Source organism: Nocardia anocheti (assembly GCF_029675105.1).
Taxonomy (GTDB): Bacteria; Actinomycetota; Actinomycetes; order Mycobacteriales; family Mycobacteriaceae; genus Nocardia.
Window position 1 is genome coordinate 449,251 of the sequence record NZ_JAQQFV010000001.1, and the last position, 19,142, is coordinate 468,392.

Here is a 19,142-nt window from a genome sequence, read left to right on the forward strand (position 1 = left end):
TTCCATAAAAACGACATCCCTAGAGAAAATCCTAAATCCTGGGATCTGGGCGGGCGGATCGGTAGCCTGAGCGCATGAACGTGAGCAGGGGGCTACTCGACAGTTTCGACATCAACGGCCTGAATACCGCTTTGTCCGAATCCACCTGTCTCGGGGTAGAAGTGGACGCTGCGGCCGGACGGCTGCAACTCGCCTTGGAGGTGCTGACGCTACCCGCGGACGGACCCGCGCCCACCGACACCAAAGTCCTGCTCACCTTCACCGGCGTCACCCGCGTCGCCGCCTCCCTGCGCATCCAGCGCTGGGACGACATCGACGCCCGCGTCCTGCCGCTGACCCTCGACCAGCTCGACGACGCCATCGAGAGCTTCGGCGGCGGCGGCCTGCACGGCTGGGAGTTCATCGACCTCGACGACAGCGGCTGGGCGCTGTGGAGCGAGCTGCTCAGCTTCGACACCGTGCTCGATCAGCGCATCGCCGCGCACGTCATCGAGTTCTCCCAGGAGGAGGGCATCGACCCGCGCGAACTCGATGTGCGTGTGTGGTTCGACCGGATCACCGTCACCGATCTGGCGGGCCAGGAGATCCCGATGCCGGAGTTCATCGCCGGTGGCCGCCGCTGGTGGGCCGCCCACGACTCCGGCGACGCGCGCGCCTCGAAAGCCGATGTAGCACCTCCGCTGTGATCACACCGTGCGCGCGGGTTACCCGGCGCGCACCACCACATTCACCTCGCGGTGAGCAGAAGGGGAATGTGGAGGCGCGTGTAGAAGGTTGCAGCGAGCGGGTGTACGAATGATGGTTGGTGTGCTCGAACGAATGGGCGCACACAGCCCGACACAGGAAAGGGACAACGTGGCCGAGTACACGCTGCCGGATCTGGATTACGACTACAGCGCACTGGAGCCCCACATCTCGGGGCAGATCAACGAGATCCACCACTCCAAGCACCACGCCGCCTACGTCGCGGGCGCGAACACCGCACTGGAGAAGCTGGAAGCCGCTCGCGAGTCCGGCGATCACGGCGCCATCTTCCTGCACGAGAAGAACCTGGCGTTCCACCTGGGTGGCCACACCAACCACTCCATCTGGTGGAAGAACCTCTCCCCCAACGGTGGCGACAAGCCCGAGGGTGAGCTGGCCGCCGCGATCGACGACCAGTTCGGTTCGTTCGACAAGTTCCGCGCGCAGTTCACCGCCGCGGCCAACGGCCTGCAGGGCTCCGGCTGGGCCGTCCTGGGTTACGACACCCTGGGCCAGAACCTGCTGACCTTCCAGCTCTACGACCAGCAGGCCAACGTGCCGATCGGCATCATCCCGCTGCTGCAGGTCGACATGTGGGAGCACGCCTTCTACCTGCAGTACAAGAACGTCAAGGCCGATTACGTGACCGCGTTCTGGAACGTCGTCAACTGGGCCGACGTGCAGGACCGCTTCGCCCGCGCCGTCTCGCAGGGCAAGGGCCTCATCTTCGGCTGAGGTACCCCTCGAAAGACCTCCCAGCGCACCGCTGGGGGGTCTTTTGCGTTGTTTGCGCAGTTCCTGGCACTCAGTGGTACTTGTGTGCCAGATGGGTTTCGGGTTATTCCTGATCTATACGGGCAAAGTCGCCCCCGGACATCGGGAGGCCATCATGACGACGCAGGGTCCGATCGGGATCACGCCGTTCCAGGCGCGTGGGCAGTTGTGCGGGTTCGTCGTCTCGGGCCGGTGGCCCGACACCACCAAGGAATGGGCGCAGGTGCTGGTGCTCGCGGTGCGGGTGGCCTCGATGCCCGGCCTGCTGATGACCACCACCGTGTTCGGAGTGCGCGAGGAACTGCCCGACGATCCCCAGCCCGGCACGGTGGGGCTGGTGCTGGCCGAGGGGCCGGTGCTCGGTGACGAGGCGCTCGAGCCGGGCCGCTTCGCCGCCCACGTGCCGCCCGCGCTGCTGATGCTGCATCCGCCCTCGGAGACGCGGCCCTCGCTGCCCGAATGCGTGGGCGCGGCCTCGGGCTGCGTGCTGCTGCCGGGCGTGCCGCATCTGGGTCTGGAGCATCGCGCGGCCTGGGCAGAGGCCGAGCTGGACGGGACGGTCACCTCGCTGGTGAGCCGGGTCGGCATGGACCTCATCAGCGATCCCGACACCGCCGTGCTCGCGATGTTGCTGGCGGCCTGAGACTTTCGCTCGAGCGGTCCGGCGAATGCCTGGCAACGGCCGTCCGGACCACCGAAATAAGGGCAACCGAACTATCCGGGCCGCTCAGCCAAACTTATTGTGGCCGGGGCGATTTCGATGACGCGGGGTTGGCATCTCGGCAGCAATCGGGCTAGGGTGGACAGCAGCGAAGGGGAGTAGCCCGCAATCCGCCCAATCGACATACTGATCAGCGCCTAGGCGCGGTCCGGTTGGGCGAACCGGTTTGACCACCGGTGGGCGAGACCTTCGGCCACGAACCGATCCGTAGACCGGTGTGGCTGAAGGCGCACCCGTCTCTCAGCCACAGGCCGGAGTGTTGTCCTGGGAGCTGAATTCATGATCACCACGATCCTGTTGAGCTTCGGCGTGCTGTTCCTCGCCGAACTCGGCGACAAATCGCAGCTGATGGCGTTGACCTTCGCGCTGCGGTATCGCTGGTGGGTGGTGCTGGCCGGGATCAGCGTCGCCAGTGTCGCGGTGAATCTCATCGCCGCCGGTGTCGGCCATTTCCTCGGTACCGCGCTGCCCGCCAATGCCATCGCCGTGGTCACCGCGCTCACCCTGCTCGCCGTCGGCCTGTGGACTCTGCGCGACGCGCTGAGCTCGGCCGACGAGGCCGACGAGACCCCGGCGCCGAGCACCCGCAACGCCTTCCTGGTGGTGATCTCGGCCTTCATGCTCGCCGAACTCGGCGACCGCACCATGTTCGCCGCCGCCGCGCTGGCCTCGAACAACAGCTGGCTCGCGGTCTGGATCGGCTCGGTGGCTGGCATGGTCGCGGCGGGCGCGCTGGCCATCCTGGTCGGCAAGCTGGCGGGCAAGCACCTGCCCGAACGTGGCATCGCCATCGCCTCGGGGCTGCTGTTCCTGTTCTTCGCCGCCAAGACGATGCTCGACGCGTTCGCGCCCGGCCTGGGCGGCTGGGGTGGGGTCGCGGTGGCGCTGCTGGCGCCCGCGCTGGCTGGTGCCGGGGTGGGGCTCTGGAAGCTCACCCGTGGCGAAGCCGAGCGCCCGGTGGATCAGCCCGCGAAGGCGTTGCCGTAGAGCGTGCCGGAACGGCTGGCCAGGGCGATGAGCTGGTCTTTGAGGCCGTGCAGGGTGTCGAGCTCGTCGGCGGCGATCCGGCCGGTGACCATGGCGCCGATCGCGGCGGCCAGGGTCGCGCAGGCGAAGCGCTGGTCCTCGGTCTCCGCGCCGAGCATGATCGCCACCACCTCTACGAAACGCTGCTGCAAGGCCATGCGCGCCTCGATCGCCGCCGGACCCACCGCGTAGACCTCCACCAGGAACAGCCGGGCCGAGGCGGGGTCGTCGATCATGTGGTCGAAGTAGGCGGTGAGGATGCAGTCCATCCTGGTCAGCGCGTCGGTGTCGGCGCACTCGGCGATCACCGCCTGCAGCTTGGCCGCCAGCAGGCCCGAGACGCGGTCGAACGCGGCGGCGAAGCAGTCCTCCTTGGAGCGGAACAGTTCGTAGAAGGTCTCCCGGGACACCCCCGCGCGCTTGAGCACCGCCGCGACGGGCGTGCCGACGTAACCGCCCTCGGTCATCGCCTCACCCATCGCCACCAGGATGCGTTCGCGCTGGGAGGCCACCACTTCTTCGCGGGACAGATGATGCCGTCCGCGCGGCAGTGGGCGCAGCGTCGGGGCCGAATCGCTCATCGTCGTTCCATTCTGCGGGGACGGGCAGGCTGGGTGGTGGTGAAGGGGACATCCTCGGTGCGGGCGATCTCCACCGCGCGGGCGACCTTGTTACCGAGCAGCCGTTGCACCACCAACTGCGCCAAGGGTCGCACCGGCAGCACCAGCGCCACCCACCAGGGGGAGACCACGGTCTTGCTCCGCCGGGCGATGGCACGTTCGAGCGCGTCGACGGCCGGTCCGATCGGGGAGATGCCGGTGAGGCTGATCTCGGCGAGCACGGTGTGCGCGGCGGCGGTACCGAAGCCGCGCCGGGTCATGTCGGTGTCGATCTCGGCGAAATAGCTGATGCCGACCCGGGCGCCGGTCGCGCGCAACTCGCAGCGCAGGGTGATGGCGAGCGCCTCGATCGCGGCCGCCGAAGCGCTGTAGGCCCCGGCCAGCGGCAGCTGGACCGCCGTGGAGATCGACGACATCATCAGCACATACCCGCCCGGTCGCGCGATATGCGCACCCGCCGCCTGCACCGCGTAGGCCGCGCCGAGCACGTTGACCGCCAGCGTCTCCTCGAGTACGCCGGGATCGCCGCCGACCATCGCCATCTGCTTGGCGATCCCCGCGTTGGCCACCAGCACGTCGAGCCCGCCCAGCTCGGCCACCAGCGCCTCGACCACCCGTTCGACCTGCGCGCGATCGGCCACATCGCAGTAGCGCCACGGCGCGCCGCCGCATTCGGCGGCCACCTCGGCGAGCAGTTCGGGCTCGAGTCCCAGCAGCGCCACCTGCGCGCCCCGCGCGGCCAGCCGCACCGCCAGCGCGGCGCCGATCCCGCGCGCCGCCCCGGTGATCAGCACCTTGCGCCCGGCCACCGACGGCCCGGAGAACCAACTCATGACGGCACGTTACCACCGGAAAACATGCCTGTTCACTGGTAATTCACCAGCTCCTACCGGGTAGTCGGGCGGCGTGATAGGCACCACGTCGGCGAGCGGCTAGGGTGCCATTGTTGGCAGTTTGCTAATCAGAAAGGGATCAACGTGGAGATTTCGGGTTCCGCCGCCATCGTCACCGGAGGCGCGTCCGGCCTCGGCGCCGCCACCGCCAAGCGTCTGGCCGACGCGGGCGCCACCGTCTTCGGGCTGGACGTTCCGGCGTCCATCGAGCGCGCGGGCGACAACGTCCCCGCCGGTGTCACCCTGATCGCCGCCGACGTCACCAGCAACGACGAGGTCGCCGCCGCGATCGCGACCATCACCGAGGGCCCGGCGCCCCTGCGCATCGTGGTCAACTGTGCCGGTGTGGGCTGGGCCGGTCGCATCCTGTCCAAGAACGGCCCGCACGATCTGGAGCTGTTCCGCACCGTCATCACCGTGAACCTGCTCGGCACGTTCAACGTGATGCGCCTGGCCGCCGACGCCATCGCCAAGACCGAGCCGGTCGACGAGTACGGCCAGCGCGGCGTGGTGATCAACACCGCCTCGGTCGCCGCGTTCGAGGGCCAGATCGGCCAGATCGCCTACTCCGCGTCCAAGGGTGGCGTGCACGGCATGACCGTTCCGGCCGCGCGTGACCTGGCCCAGTTCGGCATCCGCGTGAACACCATCGCCCCCGGCATCATCGACACCCCGATGCTGGCCGGTGTCACCGAGGAGTACCGCAAGGGCCTCGAGGCCGGTGTGCCGTTCCCGTCGCGCTTGGGCCGCCCCGACGAGTACGCCCAGCTGGTGGAGTACATCGCCACCCACGACTACCTCAACGGCGAGACCATCCGCATGGACGGCGCCCTGCGCATGGCCCCCCGCTAGGTAATCCTTCGGAACTGCCCGCTACCGAACCCGGTGGCGGGCAGTTCTTTTCATGCGGCCGGGACGGTGCCCACGCCGATCAGCGCGTTGGCGAACAAGGCGGTATTCGGGCGGTAGGTGACGGTCAGGTGTTCGATAGCGGCCTCGGTGCGGCGCTGCCATTCTTCTTCGCCCACTTCGTGCCTGAGGACGGTGAGCGGGGCGCTGCTGCGGGTCATGGTGTCCCACAGGGCTTGCGCGTCCGGGAAGTACACCTCGACGGTGTGCGGGCGGATCGTGACATCGTCGAATCCCGCGGCACGCATCTCCGCCTCGAACACGGCCGGGTTCTCCAGTTCGCGCGCGTTCGGCCGGGGCAGTGAAGTATTCGGGTCACCCGCGGTGAGCGCGCCGAACAGGGCGCGCATGAGCGAGGAGTCCACGGCGGGTGCCCAGGCGGTGACCACGGCGGTGGCGCCGGGGCGCAGCACGCGCCGCAGTTCGGCGAATCCACGCGGCCGGTCGGGGAAGAACATCAGGCCGAACAGTGAGAAACCCGCGTCGAAACTCGCGTCGGCGTAGGGCAATTCCTGACCGTCACCCACCTGCGCGGTGATGGCGGTGTGTCCGGCGAGTTCGGCGGCGGTGGTGAGCTGCTCGATCATCGGCGCCGACAGGTCGATCGCGTCGACCTTCGCGCCCTTGGCCGCCGCGGCCAGACTCAGCAGGCCGGTACCCGCCGCCACGTCGACGATCTCGCTCTCCGGCCCGAGTCCGACGTGTTCGAGCGCGTGCGCCGCGAACGGGCCGAGCACGGTCTCCCCCGTCGCCGCGTAGCCCTCGGCCACCAGATCCCACGGTCCCACCGCGACCGACGTCTCCTCCGACATACGCGATCGTTCCTCTCGCACACCACCGATGTCGTTGCCCAGACTACGTTTTCGCGCGCGCTGAGTCAGATCGTCCGGGCGAAGGTGATCAGCGCGCGGCCCGGACCGTTGTAATCGGCGACCGGACCCACGACGGTGAAGCCGAGGCTGCGGTGGAAATCGATCGAGGTGAAGTTGGCCGGGGAGGTGATCGCCTGCACCACCTCGCGGCCGTCGGCCCTGGCGAGCTCGAAGAACCGGTCGTAGAGGGTGCGGCCCAGCCCGGCCTTGCGGGCATCGGGACGCACGGCCACGAAATGGATGTACGCCGTGCGGGGCTGGGAGGGCGAGCCGAAACCCACCAGGAATCCGGAGATCCCGTCCTCGTCGGCGGCGACCAGGCTGGTCCGATGGAAGTGGTCGAGGAACATCCTGGGCAGGTTCTGCACGACCGTGCGCCCCCACCAGTTGTCCACCACCGCGATCAGATCGTCGTAATCACCGGGACGTGCCCGCCGGATCTCGTGCCCCGCCATCACTTCATGGTGCCGCGTGCGACGGTGCGCGGCACGCCGATTCCCGGTGAACGGTGCGCGGCTGTGACCGGAGCGTGGTGCCCGGCGAACCGGGCACCACGCGCTGTCACACCGTGCGGGTCAGGCGCTCGGTGAGCAGCTGGGCGAAGCGGGACGGGTCCTTGAGTTCGCCGCCCTCGGCGAGAACGGCGGTGCCGTAGAGCAGTTCGGCGGTCTCGGCCAGCTCGGGGACCTTGCCCTCGTCGGCGTCGGACTTGCGGGCGTCGTAGGCGTCGCGCAGGCCGGTGACCAGCGGGTGGGTGGGGTTGAGCTCGAGGATGCGCTTGGACTCCGGCAGCGCCTGGCCCGAGGCGCGGTACATGCGCTCGAGCATGGGAGTGAAGTCGAAGACGTCACCGACCAGGCAGGCCGGGGAGGTGGTGAGCCGGTTGGTCAGGCGCACCTCCTTGGCGACCTCGTCGAGGGTCTTGCCCAGCCAGGTGAGCAGGTCGGCGAAGTCCTTGTCCTGCTGCTCGCGCAGGGCCTCGGTCTCCTTCTTCTCGTCCTCGGTCTCGAGGTCGACCTCACCCTTGGCGATGGACTGGAACTTCTTGCCGTCGAACTCCGGCACCGAGCCGACCCACATCTCGTCGACCGGATCGGTGAGCACCAGCACCTCGCGGCCCTTGGCCTTGAACGCCTCCAGGTGCGGCGAGTTCTCCACCTGCGCACGGCTTTCGCCGGTCATGTAGTAGATCGCGTCCTGGCCTTCGGGCATCCGCTCGACATACTGCTTCAGCGTGGTGAGCTCGGAATCCGACGCCGTCGAGGCGAACGACGAGACGGTGAGCAGGGTTTCGCGGTTGTCGGTGTCGGAGAGCAGGCCCTCCTTGAGGACTCGCCCGAACTGCGACCAGAAGGTCTGGTACTTGGTCTGATCCTCGGCGCCTTGCAGATCCTTGACCGTGGACAGCACCTTCTTGACCAGGCGCTTGCGGATCATCTGGATCTGGCGGTCCTGCTGCAGGATCTCGCGCGAGACATTGAGCGAGAGGTCCTGCGCGTCCACCACACCCTTGACGAAGCGCAGGTATTCGGGCATCAGCTCTTCGCAGTTGTCCATGATGAACACCCGGCGCACGTAGAGCTGCACGCCGCGCTTGTGCTCGCGGGTGAACAGGTCGAACGGCGCGGTGGACGGGATGAACAGCAGGGCCTGGTATTCGAAGGTGCCCTCGGCCTTCATCGGGATGATCTCGAGCGGCTCGTCCCAGGCGTGGCTGACGTGGTGGTAGAACTCCTTGTACTCCTCGTCGGAGACCTCGCCGCGCGGGCGCGTCCACAGCGCCTTCTGCGAGTTGAGGGTCTGGTCCTCGACGATGGTCTTCTCGACCTTGTCCTCGCCCTCGCCCTCCATCACGGTGCGCTCGACCTGCATGCGGATCGGCCAGGCGATGAAGTCGGAGTACTTGCGGACGATCTCGCGCAGCTTCCATTCCTGCGTGTAGTCGAAGAGGTGATCGTCCTCGTCGGCGGGCTTGAGCTCGAGGGTCACCGCGGTGCCCTGCGGGGCGTCGGCGACGGTGTCGATCTCGTAGGTGGAGCTGCCCGCGGCGGCGCTCCAGCGGGTGCCCTCGGCCTCGCCCGCCTTGCGGGTGGTGAGGGTGACGCGGTCGGCGACCATGAAGGTGGAGTAGAAGCCGATGCCGAACTGGCCGATCAGCTCCTCGGCGGCGGCGTCGGACTTGGCCTCGGTGAGCTTGCGGCGCAGCTCGGCGGTGCCGGACTTGGCCAGGGTGCCGATCAGATCGATCACCTCGGCGCGGGACATGCCGATGCCGTTGTCGCGCACGGTCAGGACCCGCTTGTCGGCGTCGACCTCCAGCTCGATGTGCAGATCGGAGGTGTCGGCGACCAGATCCTTGTCCTGGAACGCGGCCAGCTTCAGCTTGTCCAGTGCGTCGGAAGCGTTCGAGATCAGCTCCCGCAGGAACGTGTCTTTGTTGGAGTAGACCGAGTGGATCATCAGCTCCAAAAGCTGATGGGTCTCGGCCTGGAACTCGAGAGTTTCGACGTGCTCAGTCACGCCCCCGATATTATTACCGCCCGAAATCCGGGAGGGCGGGAACCTCGTCGACGGCTCGGTGGGTCATCCAGTCGCGCAGGACCTGGGTGGCTCGGACGTCGTCTTCGTTGTATTCGAGTAGGCGGGTGCGCTGGGACAGGTCGCTGGGGGCGTCGTAGCCGACGGCGCGGCGGTACCAGCCCATGGAGGCCTCGCCGCTGGCTTCGGCGTCGCGCCAGTGGAAGCCCGCGACGGGGGCGATCTTCTTCAGGCCCTTGCCGTTGGGGCAGATGAACTGTTCGGTGACGGCCTGGAACATGTCGACCCATTCGACGGAGTCGACGAAGGCGCGCACCTGCTCGTGGGTGGGGACGCCGGGCATGCCCGCGAAGCGGCGAGCCGACTCGTAGAGCCACTTGTCCTCGGCGGTGCGCGAATAGCAGTAGGCGGCGAAGGTCTTGCCCGCCGCGTGGGCCTCGGCGCGCACACTCATCAGCCAGGTCCAGAACTCGCCGAAGGAGCGGCCCTCGTCGGTGGTGGGCAGCGGGACCCAGGTGAGGAAGGGGCGGTAGACGCCGTCGAGCAGGGTGCCCCACAGGTAGGCGCCGTCCTCCTGGTAGCTCTCCAGGTCGACGTCGACCTCCACGTCGGCGCGACGCACGCTGACCCGCTCGAAGCGGCGCACCAGCGGCGCGCCCGCGATCCAGGCGCGCGCGGTGACCACGGCCTCGGTGAACGGGCCGTGCTGCCAGTCCTCGGGGTCGTCGCCCTCCCAGGCGGCCAGTTCGTCGATGGTCTGCACGCCGTGTCCGCGCAGCACCTCGGCCCGCGAACCCGGCGCGACCAGGCTCACATCCCGCATCAGCGCCAGCTGGCCCTCACAGCTCGCCGACCCCTCCGGCCCGCGCACCCACCACGGGCACTGCCTGCACTCGGGCACCTTCGACGGCTGGGTGGGCGATTCGCCGCGCACCACCGCGATGCGGTCGCCGTAGCGCTGGTCGTAGTCGGCCAGCACGGTGGTGAGGTCGTGGACGAGGATGCGGTCGAAGGCCAGGCCGATGGCACCGCCGACCAGGGCGGGGCTGGCCATGCCGTAGCGCTGCAGCATGCGGTACAGATGCGCGAGGCGCTGCTGGTCGCGCGGTTGCGGGCGCAGTTTCACGTGCTTGTCGCGGCGCGGGGCCCAGCGGAACAGGTCCGAGGTGAGGGGGTGGAAATCGGCCGGGTCGGGGCGACGCGGGTCGGTGACCTTGTGGTTGACCACGATGATCGGGATGTAGCCGCCGCGCTCGGCGTCGCGCAGCAGGAACTCCACGCCACCGCGACGGCCGGTGTCGGCCTCCTGCGGCAGCAGCGCGCCCCAGATGCGCGGTACGCCCGCCTCGAGCGCGCCCATGGTGGCGACGACGCGTTCGGCCGCGCGCAGCCCCGGGTCGATCACCACCCACGCGTCGGGGTCGGCGGCGACCAGCTCGTCGCGCACCTTGGCCCGGTGCGCGGTGGCGGCCTCGCGACGCTGCTGCACGCCCGGGTCCTCGCGCACCTCGGCGAGCAGCTCGGGATGCTGAGCGTCCAGGTGCAGACGGTGTCGGCACCCGATCAGCGAGCGCGCGTCCAGGAAGGCGATCCGGGATGGCGCCCCGCTCTCGGCACCCCGATCGGGCGCAGCGGAAGCGGGGGCCGGGCATCGCACCGGCCCGCCGTCGAAGTCGTCCTCGGCTGCACGCACGCAAGCAGTATGGTCCCTCCCCCCGACACAATGCCCAATCGCTACCCTCGGCCCACTACGCTACGAGTACGGCAGGCCACCGCGCGGTGGCGCTGTCTCATGACTTGGCGAGCATGACGGAGGGCCTGATCTCATGGGGTTGTTCAGCAAGCGTAAGCGGCGTCCCAGCCGACGCGCGGAGGCGAAGGCGCTCAAGCACAAGGCCGCCGTGGAGGCGAAGCTGACCGCCAAGAACGATCGCAAGGCCGCCAAGGCGGGCGAGCGCACCTCGCGCAAGGCGGTCAAGGCGCAGGCGCGCACCGAGGCCAAGGTCGCCAAGGCGCAGATCGCGACGTTGCAGGCCGAGGAGAAGGCCGCCCAGAAGGTGGCCGCCAAGGCCGAGCGCGAACTGTTCAGCGCGGCCCAGATCCGCAAGTACATCGGCGTCGCGCGGGTGCTCATCCCGGTGCTGGCCCCGCTGGCCTACCGCGGCGCCACCTTCGTGCGCGGGCAGCTCGACGCGCGCAAGGCCCAGCAGCTGGGCATCGGCCTCGAGCAGCTCGGCGAGTTCAGCGGCCACGGCGCGCGCCTGCAGGCCCGCATCACCAACACCGAGTCCGCGCTGGACAAGATCGCGGGCGACGCCCCTGGCGACGCCGACACCAAGAAGTTCGTCGAGGCCGCCCGCTCGCGCCTGACCGACCTGAACGTCGCGGTGAACACCGCCGAACAGATGCCCGCGCCGCGCCGCAAGGCCGTGCACGCCTCCATCTCGTCCGAACTGTCCGTGCTCGAGAACGACGCGCTCGCCCGCCTCGGCGTGCGCTGATCCCGTCGTGACCACGCCCCAGCTCACCGCCCGCCTGCGCGGTGGTGGCTGTGGCGTGCTCGTCGGCGCGCTCGCCGTCGCCGCGCACGGGATCGGCGGTGGCGGGGTGCCGCGTTCGGCGGAGATCGGTCTGCTGCTGGTGGTTTCGCTGGCGGCGGGGATGTTCGCCGGTGGCGCGCGCTCGACTGCCGCCGGACGCCTTGCGCCACAGCCGGATTCCGCTGTTCGTCGTACGCTCCGAGCTCCCGCCGCGCGCACCGGCGCGGCTTTGGTCGGCGGGCAGTGGGTCGGCCACTTCGCCCTCTCGGCGACCCTGGACCACCACGGCGACCTGGTGCATCTGCCCGGCGCGCCGATGATCGCGGCGCACCTGCTCGCCGCCTTCGCCTGCGCCGCACTGATTCTCGCCGCCGAGCGGCTGTATCTCGTCGCGTCGAGCACCCTTCGGGCCGTGCTCGCCGCCCCGGTCTCCCCCGTCGGCCCGCGCCTCGCGCACTGGTTCGACACTCCCGTCGCCCCGCGTGGCGCCCGTCCGAAAGGCGCGCGCAGCCCGCGTGCCCCACCCCTGTCCGCCTGATCCCCCGACCTCAGATCTCTTCGGACAGAAGGCAATTCCATGCACAACTTCATCACCCGTGGCACCGGCACGGCGGCACTCGCGGCCGGGCTGGTCCTGGCCGCCTGCGGTAGCGCGGCCGCGCACGTGACGGTCGACGCGCCCGGCGCGGCCCAGGGCGGGTACACTGTGGCCACCTTCAAGGTGCCCACCGAATCCGAGACCGCGTCCACCACCGGACTGCGCGTCACCGTGCCGAATCTCAAGAGCGTGCGCACCGAACCGCTGGCCGGGTGGACCGCCACGATCGAGCGCAACGACAAGGGCGAGGCGGTCGCGGCCGTGTGGACCGCCGACCCGGGCAACAAGGGCGTCGGCCCCGGCCAGTTCCAGCGCTTCGTGCTCTCCCTCGGCCCGCTGCCGAAGCAGGAGACGCTGAGCTTCCCGGCCCAGCAGACCTACAGCGACGGCAAGGTCGTCGCCTGGGATCAGCCCAGCACCGACGGCGCCGAGCCCGAACACCCGGCGCCCTCGCTCACCCTGAGCGCCTCCGGCGGCGCGCACGGTGACGACCACCAGGTCGCCGCGGGCGATGCCGCCGAGGCCGAGACCGATACCGTCGCCCGCTGGCTGGGCGGGATCGGCCTGGCGCTCGGCCTGTTCGCCGCGGCGCTCGGCCTCGGCCTGGTCTTCCGTGGACGGCGCTCGTGACGCGCCTCGTCGAGCGGGTGCTCACCGTGTTGCTCGCCGGGCTGTTCGCCTCGGCGTTCGCGGCGGCGGGTTTCGCCAACGCGCATTCGGCGGCCGTGAGCAGCGTGCCGGAGAACGGCACGACCATCGAGAGCGGTCCCGCGCGCGCCAGCATCACCTTCAACGAGGCACTGCAGGAGAGCTTTCCGTCGCTGACCGTGGTCGGGCCCGACGGCAGACTGTGGTCGAAGGGCAAGGCCAGCGTCGAGGGCAACACGGTGAGTGTGGAGCTCGGCGAGCTGGGGCCGGTGGGTGAGTACACGCTCGCGTTCCGGGTGACCTCGGCCGACGGTCATCCCGTCAGCGGGACCAGGACCTTCACGCTGAGCAAGGCGGGCACCGGCACGCCGGGCCCGCGCCCGGGCGAGGACCAGGCCGAGGGCGGCGGCGACTCCGGCGGGGTGCCCGTGTGGGTGTTCATCGCCGGTGGCGTGGTGCTGTTCGGCGCCGGGCTCGCGGTGGCGCTGCTCGGCGGCCGTCGCGCGAAGTAGCCCACGATGACGATCGGTCGCCGGGAACCCGGGACGACGCCACGGCAGTGGCGGGTCCTGGCGCCGGTCGTGGTCACCGCGCTGGCCGGGGTGCTGCTGGCCTGGGGGCTGCGCGGCGGGGGCGGATTCCCCGGCGTGGCCTGCGCGCGGGTGGTCGCCGACGGCGCGGGCGCGGTGGTGCTCGGGCTGGCGGCGCTGCCCCGGCTCCAGGACCGGCTGACGGTGAGCTGGCGGCCGCTGGCGGCGCTGGCCGGGATCTGGTTCGCCGCCGAGTTCGCCGTGCTGGTGTGCGAGGCCGCCGAGATCGTCGGGGTGCCGGTGCGCGCGCTGGGCGCCGCCGAGTTCGGCACCTTCCTGACCAGGCTCAGCGGCGGGCAGATCGGCATCGCGATCCTGTTCTGCACCGGCGCGATCGCCTGTTACGCGGCGGTGGCGTTCCGTCGGCCGGAGTCGGCCTCGGCCGATCTGGTGCTGGTCTTCGCCGCCGTCGCGCTGGCGCTGCGCCCGATCACCGGGCACATGTCCCAGCAGGCGTTCGGTTCGGTGCTGGCCGCGGTGCACGCGCTGGCCGCCGCCTGCTGGCTGGGGCTGCTGCTGGCGATGGCGGTGGTGCTGCGCACCAGGGGCGAGTGGGCGGCCACGCTGCCGCGCTATTCGGCGCTGGCCGGGCCGCTGGTGCTCGCCGTCGCGCTGACCGGCCTGATCGACGGGCTGGTCCGGCTCGGCGGCCTCGCCCCGCTGTGGACGAGCGGTTACGGGCGCATCCTGCTGGCGAAGGTCCTCGTGCTGGCGGTGCTGGTGGGGCTGGGCTGGTGGTGGCGGCGCGGGTGGGTCGCCAAGGCCGCGAGTCATCGGGTGACGGCGGCGGATTCGCTGCGCAACGCCGCGCTCGAGGTGACGGTGATGGGGTTGGCCTTCGGCCTGGCCGCGACGCTGGCCGTCACCGCGTAGTCGGCTGAGTCACGTTCGTCCACAGCTCCGTTGGACGATGTACGAACCCCGCTAGAGTTGCGCCATGACCGAAGTGAGGATCGCCGAAGACTGCGCCGCGCCCGCCGAGACCGCGTTCGCCTTCATGAACGACTACCACAACCTGCCGAAGTTCTGGTACGGCCTGGAGTCCTTCACCCCGGTCACCGCGCAGACCGACGGCCTCGGCGCCACCTTCGACGGCAAGATGAAGCTGGGCCCCGCCTCGCTGACCTCCCGGATCGAGGTCGTGGGCTGGGAGGAGAACCAGCTCATCGCCACCCGCTCGATCAAGGGCATCGAGATCGTCACCACCTTCCGGTTCCTGCCCAAGGGCCCCGAGCTGTGCACGATCGACGCGGTCATCGATTTCTCCGTCGGCGGCGGCCTCACCGGCAAGGTGCTGGCCAAGACGATCGAGCCGTTCATCAAGATCGCCGTGCAGCACACCACCGATTCGCTGCGTCGCGAGATCGAGAAGGCCCACCAGGCCAGCGCCTGAGAAGGACGGGTCCCACCTCGTCGGCCGGACCTGACACAATCGGCTCCATGACCGAATCAGCGAATGTTGTGGCCACCGCCGATCTGGCCGACGAGATCGGCCCCGAGATCCGCTCCTGCGATACCCAGTTCATCCAGTTCGGTGGCCGGGAAGCGTTCGCCGGACGGATCACCACGATCCGCTGCTTCCAGGACAACCTGCTGGTCAAGCAGACCCTGAGCGAGCCGGGCGAGGGCAAGGTGCTCGTCGTCGACGGCGGCGCCAGCGTGCACACCGCCCTGGTGGGCGACATCATCGCGGGCCGTGGCGTGGACAACGGCTGGGCGGGCGTGATCGTCAACGGCGCGGTGCGCGACTCGGCGATCCTGCGCACCCTCGACATCGGGGTCAAGGCGCTGGGCACCAACCCGCGCAAGAGCACCCAGACCGGCAGCGGCGAGAAGGACGTCACCGTGGAGTTCGGCGGCATCAGCTTCGTCCCCGGCGACATGCTCTACAGCGACCACGACGGCGTCGTCGTCCGCGCGGAGGACTGAACCACTCGGCGGGTGTTCGGGGATCAGTTCCCGGACACCCGCACCTTGTGTCCGGCCAGGATCACCACGTCGCCGACCTGTAGCTGGCGGCCGCGGCGGAGTTCGACCTCGTCGTTGACTCGGACCAGGCCCTGGGCGATCACCGTCTTGGCCTCGGAACCCGAATCGATCAGGTTGGCCAGTTTCAGGAATTGCCCGAGCTTGATGACCTCGTCATCGATGGGCACATCGACTGGTTCGGACATGCGCTAATACTTACTCCTCCACCGAAAACCGCGTGCAACCGGCCCCGTTGCCGCGCGGGCGGAACACGCCGCGCTCGCGGCCGTACCCATCCGGCGCGGATACACGCACACTGGACTGGTGACCTCCGCGCAAACCGAACATCCACGCGCCGCCGCGCCCCCCGCGGACAGAGCGGGCGCCCCGGCGACGCACCGTCCGCACGGTCGCCTGTCGGAGGTACCGCACATCACCGGGCTGGTGCTCGGGGTGTTCGCGGTGCTGTGTTTTCTGTGGAGTCTGTCGCCCGCGCTGCGGTATCTGACCCACACTCCGCGCCACTACGTCGACACCTACTACTTCGACGCCCCCGACACGAGTCTGGTGTGGGCGCTGGTGGTGGGTCTGCTGGCGGCCGCGCTGGCCGGACGCAAACGGATCGCCTGGTGGCTACTGATCGGCTATCTGGCGTTGTTCGCGCTGGCCAATATCGCCGAGTACACCGACAAGGGCGATGTCGACGCGCTGGTGGCGTGCGTGGTGCACGTGGTGGTGATCGTCATCCTGATCGCCGCGCGCAAGCAGTTCTACACCCGGGTGCGGCCCGGCGCGGCCTGGAAGGCGCTCGGCGTGCTGGTCGCGGGGATCGCGGCGGGCTGGTTGCTGGGGTGGGGGCTGGTGGAGCTGTTCCCCGGCTCGTTGCCCGCCGACGGCTGGCAGCGGCCGCTGTGGTCGCTCTACCGGGTCACCGCCGCCATCCTGGTGGACAACGAGAACTTCGACGGCGCGCCGCCGCACTGGGTGAACCTGCTGCTCGGCCTGTTCGGCGCGTGCGCGCTGCTGGGCGCGGTGGTGGTGCTGCTGCGTTCCCAGCGCGCCGACAACGCCATGACCGGGCGCGACGAGTCGGCCATTCGCGGTCTGCTCGCCGAGGCCGATGTCGAGGACTCGCTGGGCTACTTCGCCACCCGCCGCGACAAGGCGGTGATCTTCGCGCCGAACGGCAAGGCCGCCATCACCTATCGCGTGGAACTGGGCGTGTGCCTGGCCAGCGGCGACCCGATCGGCACCCACGACGCCTGGGAGCCCGCGGTGCGGGCCTGGTTGCGCCAGGCCGACCGGTTCGGCTGGGCGCCCGCGGTGATGGGCGCGAGCGAAGCGGGCGCCACCGTCTACCGCAACGCGGGTCTGACCGCGCTGCGGCTCGGTGACGAGGCCGTCCTCGACACCCGCACCTTCTCGCTGGCCGGTCCGCACATGAAACAGGTGCGTCAGGCCGCGAACCGGCTGCGCAAGCAGGGCTACGAGGTGCGTATCCGCCGCTGGCGCGACATCCCCGCCGAGGAGTACGCGGCGATCGTCGGCCGCGCCGACGCCTGGCGCGACACCGAGACCGAGCGCGGCTTCTCCATGGCGCTGGGCCGCCTGGGCGACCCACTCGACGGCGACTGCCTGCTGGTGGAGGCGTGCGACGGCGAGGAGCGGGTGCGCGGCATGCTCTCGTTCGTGCCGTGGGGCCGCTCCGGGGTCTCGCTGGAACTCATGCGGCGCGACCCGACCAGCCCCAACGGCGTGATGGAGCTGATGATCTCGCAGCTCGCGCTCACCGCCGACCAGTACGGCGTCACCCGGATCTCGTTGAACTTCGCGGTGTTCCGTTCGGTGTTCGAGGAGGGCGGACGCATCGGCGCCGGTCCGATCCTGCGGGCCTGGCGCGGGGTGCTGCTGTTCTTCTCGCGCTGGTGGCAGCTGGAGGCGCTGTACCGCTCGAATGTGAAGTATCAGCCGCGCTGGGTGCCCCGGTTCTTCCTGTTCGAGGAGAGCAGGCAGCTGCCGCGCGTGGCCACGGCATGCGGCCTGGCCGAAGGCTTCCTGCCGCGGCTGGGCAAGGAACCCGACGCCGCCGTGCACACCGGCACGCACCCCTCGGTGCCCGAGAGCGTCACCGGCCTGCACGACGACGGCAGCGCGCCCGAATCCGCCACCGACGCCGCCACCGACCAGGGCCCGCGCCGACCCGAACAGGTCCGCGTACGCCTGGACAAACTCGGCCGACTCACCGCCGCCGGGGTGGACGCCTACCCCGTCGCCTATCCCCCGACCCACACCATCGCCGAGGCCAGGCGCTGTCCCAAGGGCACCACGGTCCGGGTGGCGGGACGACTGCTGCGCATCCGCGACTACGGCGGCGTGATCTTCGCGGTGGTGCGCGACTGGACCGACGAGATCCAGCTGCTGATCGACCGCGAACGCGTCGGCGCCGACCGCAGCGCCGAGTTCACCGAATTCTTCGACCTGGGCGACCTGATCGAGGTGAGCGGCCAGCTCGGGGTGAGTCGCGGCGGCGAACTCTCGCTGCTGGCCCAGGACTGGCGGATGAACGGCAAGTGCCTGCATCCGCTGCCCGACAAGTGGCGCGGCCTGGCCGACGCCGAGGCCAAGGTGCGCCAACGCTACGTCGACATGGCGATCGACCCGCAGACCCGCGAGGTGATGGCCAAGCGCAGCGCGGTGCTGCACTCGCTGCGCGACTCCCTGCACAACTGGGGTTTCCTCGAGGTGGAGACGCCGATCCTGCAGCAGGTCCACGGCGGCGCCAACGCGACCCCGTTCCGCACCCACATCAACGCCTACGACCTGGATCTGTACCTGCGCATCGCCCCCGAGCTGTATCTCAAGCGGCTGTGCGTGGGTGGCATGGAGAAGGTGTTCGAGGTGGGCCGCACCTTCCGCAACGAGGGGGTGGACTTCAGTCACAATCCCGAGTTCACGATCCTGGAAGCCTATGAGGCGCACAGTGATTACCTGCGGATGATGCAGCTGTGCCGCAAGCTGATCCAGGACGCGGCGGTGGCCGCCAACGGCGCCGAGGTGGCGCTGCGGCCCACCGAGGACGGCGGTTTCGAGACCGTCGACATCTCCGGCGAGTGGCGGGTCAAGACCGTGCACGGCGCGGTCTCGGAGGCGGTCGGCGCCGAGGTGAACACGCGCACCGAGCTCGAGCGGCTGCACGAGCTGTGCGATCAGGTCGGCGTGAACTATCAACACGGTTGGGACGCGGGACAGGTCGTGCTCGAGATGTACGAGCACCTGGTGGAGGCGCGCACCACCGAACCCACCTTCTACCTCGACTTCCCCACCTCGGTCTCCCCGCTGACCCGCTCGCACCGCAGCATCGACGGCGTCACCGAGCGCTGGGACCTGGTGGCCTGGGGCGTCGAATTGGGCACGGCCTACAGCGAACTCACCGATCCGGTCGAGCAGCGTCGTCGTCTCACCGAACAGTCCATGCTGGCCGCGGGCGGCGACCCGGAGGCGATGGAGCTCGACGAGGACTTCCTGCAGGCGCTCGAACACGCCATGCCGCCCACCGGTGGGCTCGGCATGGGCGTGGACCGGGTGGTCATGCTGATCACCGGTCGCAGCATTCGCGAAACCCTGCCATTTCCTCTGGTGAAACCTCGCTGATCGGGTACCCGTCCCGAGGCGTCGACAATGCGCGTAGACGTCCCGATCTT

The 19,142-nt window shown here is 69.7% G+C and carries 20 protein-coding genes; 13 read left to right on the forward strand and 7 right to left on the reverse strand.

What is annotated here, in order from left to right:
* The first annotated feature begins 74 nt into the window (after nt 1-74).
* From QC180_RS02200 to QC180_RS02215, 4 genes are all read left to right on the forward strand, one after another.
* Nucleotides 75-686, forward strand: coding sequence for a hypothetical protein (locus QC180_RS02200; RefSeq protein ID WP_278260844.1), 612 nt, complete (start codon nt 75-77; stop codon nt 684-686).
* A 169-nt stretch (nt 687-855) separates the two neighbouring features.
* A complete protein-coding gene (locus tag QC180_RS02205) occupies nt 856-1,479 on the forward strand; it encodes a superoxide dismutase (RefSeq protein ID WP_278260845.1) in 624 nt (207 codons plus the stop codon).
* 154 nt (nt 1,480-1,633) lie between these two features.
* Nucleotides 1,634-2,161, forward strand: a complete 528-nt coding sequence (locus tag QC180_RS02210; protein WP_278260846.1) for a peptidase — start codon at nt 1,634-1,636, stop codon at nt 2,159-2,161.
* A gap of 357 nt (nt 2,162-2,518) precedes the next feature.
* Nucleotides 2,519-3,226 (forward strand): TMEM165/GDT1 family protein, encoded by a 708-nt coding sequence (locus tag QC180_RS02215; RefSeq protein WP_278260847.1) that lies wholly within the window; start codon nt 2,519-2,521, stop codon nt 3,224-3,226.
* Here the strand turns inward: QC180_RS02215 and QC180_RS02220 are convergent.
* Nucleotides 3,202-3,846 carry a TetR/AcrR family transcriptional regulator gene (locus tag QC180_RS02220; RefSeq protein WP_278260848.1) on the reverse strand — a complete coding sequence of 215 codons (645 nt, stop codon included), beginning with the start codon at nt 3,844-3,846 and terminating at the stop codon, nt 3,202-3,204. The genes QC180_RS02215 and QC180_RS02220 overlap by 25 nt on opposite strands.
* Nucleotides 3,843-4,718, reverse strand: a complete 876-nt coding sequence (locus QC180_RS02225; RefSeq protein ID WP_278260849.1) for an SDR family NAD(P)-dependent oxidoreductase — start codon at nt 4,716-4,718, stop codon at nt 3,843-3,845. The genes QC180_RS02220 and QC180_RS02225 overlap by 4 nt, the downstream gene beginning before the upstream one ends.
* A 144-nt stretch (nt 4,719-4,862) precedes the next feature.
* Between QC180_RS02225 and QC180_RS02230 the strand changes: the two genes are divergently transcribed.
* Entirely contained in the window at nt 4,863-5,630 is a 768-nt protein-coding gene (locus tag QC180_RS02230; protein WP_278260850.1) for an SDR family NAD(P)-dependent oxidoreductase, read from the forward strand.
* A gap of 50 nt (nt 5,631-5,680) precedes the next feature.
* On the opposite strand, the gene QC180_RS02235 is transcribed toward QC180_RS02230, so the two are convergent.
* The 4 genes from QC180_RS02235 to QC180_RS02250 all read right to left on the reverse strand — a co-directional run bounded on the left by QC180_RS02235 (nt 5,681) and on the right by QC180_RS02250 (nt 10,688).
* Nucleotides 5,681-6,499, reverse strand: a complete 819-nt coding sequence (locus QC180_RS02235; RefSeq protein WP_278260851.1) for a class I SAM-dependent methyltransferase — start codon at nt 6,497-6,499, stop codon at nt 5,681-5,683.
* A 65-nt stretch (nt 6,500-6,564) separates the two neighbouring features.
* On the reverse strand, nt 6,565-7,014 hold the full coding sequence (locus QC180_RS02240) for a GNAT family N-acetyltransferase (RefSeq protein WP_278260852.1): 450 nt from the start codon (nt 7,012-7,014) through the stop codon (nt 6,565-6,567).
* Nucleotides 7,015-7,120: 106 nt separating this feature from the next.
* A complete protein-coding gene (gene htpG / locus QC180_RS02245; protein ID WP_278260853.1) occupies nt 7,121-9,079 on the reverse strand; it encodes a molecular chaperone HtpG in 1,959 nt (652 codons plus the stop codon).
* A 13-nt stretch (nt 9,080-9,092) separates the two neighbouring features.
* Complete coding sequence (locus QC180_RS02250; protein ID WP_278261182.1) at nt 9,093-10,688, reverse strand: TM0106 family RecB-like putative nuclease; 1,596 nt, start codon at nt 10,686-10,688, stop codon at nt 9,093-9,095.
* Between the two features lie 235 nt (nt 10,689-10,923).
* Here QC180_RS02250 and QC180_RS02255 point away from each other — a divergent pair, with 235 nt between their 5' ends.
* The 7 genes from QC180_RS02255 to rraA all read left to right on the forward strand — a co-directional run bounded on the left by QC180_RS02255 (nt 10,924) and on the right by rraA (nt 15,402).
* Complete coding sequence (locus tag QC180_RS02255) at nt 10,924-11,598, forward strand: DUF6474 family protein (RefSeq protein WP_278260854.1); 675 nt, start codon at nt 10,924-10,926, stop codon at nt 11,596-11,598.
* Between the two features lie 7 nt (nt 11,599-11,605).
* Nucleotides 11,606-12,175, forward strand: a complete 570-nt coding sequence (locus tag QC180_RS02260) for a hypothetical protein (protein WP_278260855.1) — start codon at nt 11,606-11,608, stop codon at nt 12,173-12,175.
* A gap of 39 nt (nt 12,176-12,214) precedes the next feature.
* Nucleotides 12,215-12,865 carry a YcnI family copper-binding membrane protein gene (locus QC180_RS02265; RefSeq protein WP_278260856.1) on the forward strand — a complete coding sequence of 217 codons (651 nt, stop codon included), beginning with the start codon at nt 12,215-12,217 and terminating at the stop codon, nt 12,863-12,865.
* Nucleotides 12,862-13,395, forward strand: a complete 534-nt coding sequence (locus QC180_RS02270; protein WP_474646376.1) for a copper resistance CopC family protein — start codon at nt 12,862-12,864, stop codon at nt 13,393-13,395. The genes QC180_RS02265 and QC180_RS02270 overlap by 4 nt, the downstream gene beginning before the upstream one ends.
* A 6-nt stretch (nt 13,396-13,401) precedes the next feature.
* Nucleotides 13,402-14,346: a CopD family protein gene (locus tag QC180_RS02275; RefSeq protein ID WP_278260857.1), complete on the forward strand. Its 945-nt coding sequence runs from the start codon at nt 13,402-13,404 to the stop codon at nt 14,344-14,346.
* A 64-nt stretch (nt 14,347-14,410) separates the two neighbouring features.
* Nucleotides 14,411-14,866: an SRPBCC family protein gene (locus tag QC180_RS02280; protein WP_278260858.1), complete on the forward strand. Its 456-nt coding sequence runs from the start codon at nt 14,411-14,413 to the stop codon at nt 14,864-14,866.
* Between the two features lie 47 nt (nt 14,867-14,913).
* Entirely contained in the window at nt 14,914-15,402 is a 489-nt protein-coding gene (gene rraA / locus QC180_RS02285; protein WP_278260859.1) for a ribonuclease E activity regulator RraA, read from the forward strand.
* Nucleotides 15,403-15,425: 23 nt separating this feature from the next.
* On the opposite strand, the gene QC180_RS02290 is transcribed toward rraA, so the two are convergent.
* Nucleotides 15,426-15,647, reverse strand: a complete 222-nt coding sequence (locus tag QC180_RS02290; protein WP_278260860.1) for an RNA-binding S4 domain-containing protein — start codon at nt 15,645-15,647, stop codon at nt 15,426-15,428.
* Between the two features lie 115 nt (nt 15,648-15,762).
* Here QC180_RS02290 and lysX point away from each other — a divergent pair, with 115 nt between their 5' ends.
* Nucleotides 15,763-19,092 carry a bifunctional lysylphosphatidylglycerol synthetase/lysine--tRNA ligase LysX gene (lysX, locus tag QC180_RS02295; protein ID WP_474646384.1) on the forward strand — a complete coding sequence of 1,110 codons (3,330 nt, stop codon included), beginning with the start codon at nt 15,763-15,765 and terminating at the stop codon, nt 19,090-19,092.
* The last annotated feature ends 50 nt before the right edge of the window (nt 19,093-19,142 follow it).